General features: G+C 65.5%; 1 protein-coding gene. It reads left to right on the forward strand.

Annotation, left to right across the window (positions count from 1 at the left end; all coding sequences use genetic code 11):
* Positions 1–22: 22 nt before the first annotated feature.
* Positions 23–3,586 (forward strand): SDR family NAD(P)-dependent oxidoreductase (locus ABZ420_RS35890; protein WP_357132634.1); only part of this gene is annotated, 3,564 nt, incomplete at its 3' end.

Genomic DNA, 3,586 nt, shown 5'->3' on the forward strand with positions numbered 1-3,586 from the left:
TGTGGGTGTGGAGTGGGAGTCGGTGTTGCGGGGGCGTGGGCGGTGGGTCGAGTTGCCTGCGTATGCGTTCCAGCGACGCCGGTACTGGCTCGAGACCAGTAGGTCCGGGGACGCTGCATCGCTGGGGTTGAGCACGGCCGGGCATCCCCTGTTGGGTGCTGTGGTGGTGTCTCCGGATTCCGGTGCGGTGGTGATGACTGGCAGGTTGTCGGTGGCTGCCCAGCCGTGGCTGGCCGATCACGCCGTCAATGGTGTGGTGTTGTTGCCGGGTACCGGGTTCGTGGAGTTGGCGTTGCGTGCCGGTGAGCAGGTGAGTCGTGCCAGGCTGCAGGAGCTCACATTGCTGGCGCCGTTGGTGTTGCCGGCCGATGCGGGGGTCCAGATCCAGGTGGTGGTCGACGACGCTGATGACCAGGGGGCGTGTGGGGTAAGGGTGTACTCGCGTCCCGGCACCTGCGATGACGCGGATCCGGATGCCGCTGGTGCGGTGTGGGTGTTGCATGCGCAGGGTGTGCTGACCGATGAGGTGGAGCAGGCCCCGGTGGTTGCTGAGTTGGCAGTGTGGCCGCCGCGCGGCGCGGTAGCGGTGCCTGTGGAGGGTTGGTATGACCTGTTGGCCGACCGGGGCTATGAGTACGGGCCCGCTTTCCAGGGCCTGCAGTCGGTGTGGCGACGTGGTGAGGATGTGTTCGTGCAGGCGGTACTGCCCGACACCGTCACCGACACTCAACAGTTCGGTCTGCATCCGGCGTTGTTGGATTCGTTGTTGCACGGCATGGCCGCTGACGCGGCCAACGCCGAGTCGGGGACGGGTGTGTCGTTGCCGTTCGAGTGGCGGGACGTGTCGTTGCACGCGGCCGGTGCGTCGGAGTTGCGTGGTTGGATGTCTCCGGCCGCTTGCGGTGGTGACGCGGTGGCAATCCGGGTAGCCGACTCCACTGGTGCGCCCGTGCTGAGCGCGGGTTCGCTGACGGTGCGACCGATCGCCCCCGGACAGCTCGGCACAGCAGGCCGCGCCGAGCGGCTGTGCGCACTGGGTTGGGTGCCGTTGACAACGCTGACAGCCGAAACGAACGAGGTGAGTACACCTGAGATGCGTGTGTTCACCACCGAGGCTGATTTCCTGACCTGGGCGAGCGGGCAGGATCACGCTGTGCCGCCGGTGGTGGTGCTGGATCGGCGCACCGGTGCCGGTATCGATGTGCCGGAGCGGGTGCACACTGCCACGACGCAGATGTTGACGGTGCTGCAGGCATGGTTGGGGGAGTCTCGGTTCGCGGCGAGCACGCTTCTGGTACTGACCCGGGGTGCGGTCGGACACGATGGCGACGAGATCAGCGACCTGGCCGGGGCTGCGGTCTGGGGGTTGGTACGTTCCGCGCAATCGGAAGACCCTGGCAGGGTCGTCATCGTCGATGCCGACACCAGATCCGACGGTGGATCCGGGCTGGGTGTGCCGATCGAGGCTGTGTTGGCTTGCGGTGAGCCCCAGCTGATGATCCGTACTGGTGTGTTGCACATGGCCCGCATGACCCGCGTGTCGGAGCAGCAGGGTCTGGCGGTTCCGGGGTCGGTATCGTGGCAGTTGGAGGCAGGCGATCGCACCTTGGACGGGCTCGTCCTGCGATCGAACCGAGCTGATGTTGAGCCGCTGGGTGCCGGACAGGTGCGAATGTCGGTACGGGCCGGAGGTCTGAACTTCAAGGATGTCCTCATCTGCCTGGGCATGGTGGCCGCGGAAGACTTCCGGATGGGGCGTGAAGCTGCGGGAGTGATCACCGAGGTCGGGCCCGGTGTCGAGGGGTTCGAACCCGGTGACCGGGTGATGGGATTGATCGTCAGTGGTCTGGGCCCGGTTGCCGTGACCGACCACAGGATGATCACTCACATGCCCGAGGGCTGGTCGTTCACCGACGCGGCGGCGGTATCGGTGGTGTTCCTCACCGCTTATTACGGTCTGCACGATCTGGCGCGTGTCCAGCCGGGTGAGCGGTTGTTGGTCCACGCCGCGGCAGGTGGTGTGGGGATGGCCGCCACTCAATTGGCTCGTCATTGGGGTTTGGAGGTGTATGGGACTGCAAGCAAGGACAAGCAGGATGCCTTGCGGTCCATGGGATTCGACGATCACCACATTGGTGATTCCCGCTCGCTCGATTTCGAGGACACGTTCCGGGCAGCCACCGACGGCCGCGGTGTGGATGTGGTTCTGAACTCGTTGGCCGGCGAATTCGTCGACTCCTCTTTGCGGCTTCTTCCGCGTGGTGGGCGCTTCCTCGAGATGGGTAAGACCGACCACCGTGACCGTGGCGATATCGCGGTGCACCATCCCGGAGTGGCGTATCAGGCATTCGATTTGATCGAAGCTGGTGCAGACCGGATCCAGCAGATGTTGAAAGAGCTCAAAGCGATGTTCGACAGCGGGGTGTTGGATCCGCTGCCGGTCAAGGTGTGGGATATCCGTCAGGCGCCGGATGCGTTCCGCTACATCAGTCGTGCGCGTCATATCGGCAAGGTCGTCTTGTCGGTTCCTTCAGATACGGCCGGCGCCGGTGTGACGGTGTCGGCAGGCACGGTGGTGATCACCGGTGGTACCGGGGGTTTGGGGGCGATGCTGGCCCAGCATCTGGTGACCGTGCACGGGGTGCGGTCGTTGGTGCTGGCCAGCCGTCGCGGACCGCAAGCCGAGGGTGCCGCGGAACTGGTGGCGCAGTTGAGCGAACTCGGTGCTCAAGTGCAGCTGAGGGCCTGTGATGTTTCGGATCGGGAATCAGTGGCCCAGTTGCTGGCCGCGGTGCCCGCGCAGGCACCGTTGACCGGTGTGGTGCATACCGCGGGTGTGCTCGACGACGGGCTGATCATGTCGTTGACCGCAGATCGAGTGACACCAGTGCTGCAGACCAAGGTCGATGCCGCCTGGCACCTGCACGAGTTGACCCAGGGGATGGACCTGGCGATGTTCGTGTTGTATTCCTCGGCGTCGGGTGTGGTGGGTAGCCCGGGACAGGGCAATTACGCCGCAGCCAACACTTTCCTCGACGCGCTGGCCGAGTACCGGCGTGCTCGGGGACAGGCTGCGACCTCGATTGCGTGGGGTCTGTGGACCTCCCGCACGGGTATGACCGGACATCTCGATGACACCGACACCGGGCGCAGTGGCGTAGTGGGTCTGTCGTCGCAGCAGGGGTTGGCCTTGTTCGACGCGGCGGTGCGTCAGTACCGCGCCGGGGTGATCGCTGTCCGGTGGGACACCGCAACTCTGGCCGCACAGGAACGCGCGGGCACACTGCTGCCGCTGTTGCGGGGACTGGTGACAACCAGTACTCGACGTGCTGCGGCCGGCGGCGGTGCCGGGTTGCGGGAGCGGCTGGTGGGATTGTCCGCATCCGACCGGTACGCGGCGGTGCTCGAGGTGGTCGGTAGTCAGGTTGCGGTGGTGCTGGGTCATTCCGGTGCCGAGGCAATCGGTGCCGACCGCAACTTCCGGGATCTGGGTTTCGATTCGCTGACCGCGGTGGAAGTCCGCAATCGCCTCAACACTGTTACCGGGCTGCGACTACCGGCCACCCTGGTCTTCGACTACCCGACG

Source organism: Nocardia sp. NPDC005745, assembly GCF_040630775.1.
In the GTDB taxonomy this organism is placed as follows: Bacteria; Actinomycetota; Actinomycetes; order Mycobacteriales; family Mycobacteriaceae; genus Nocardia.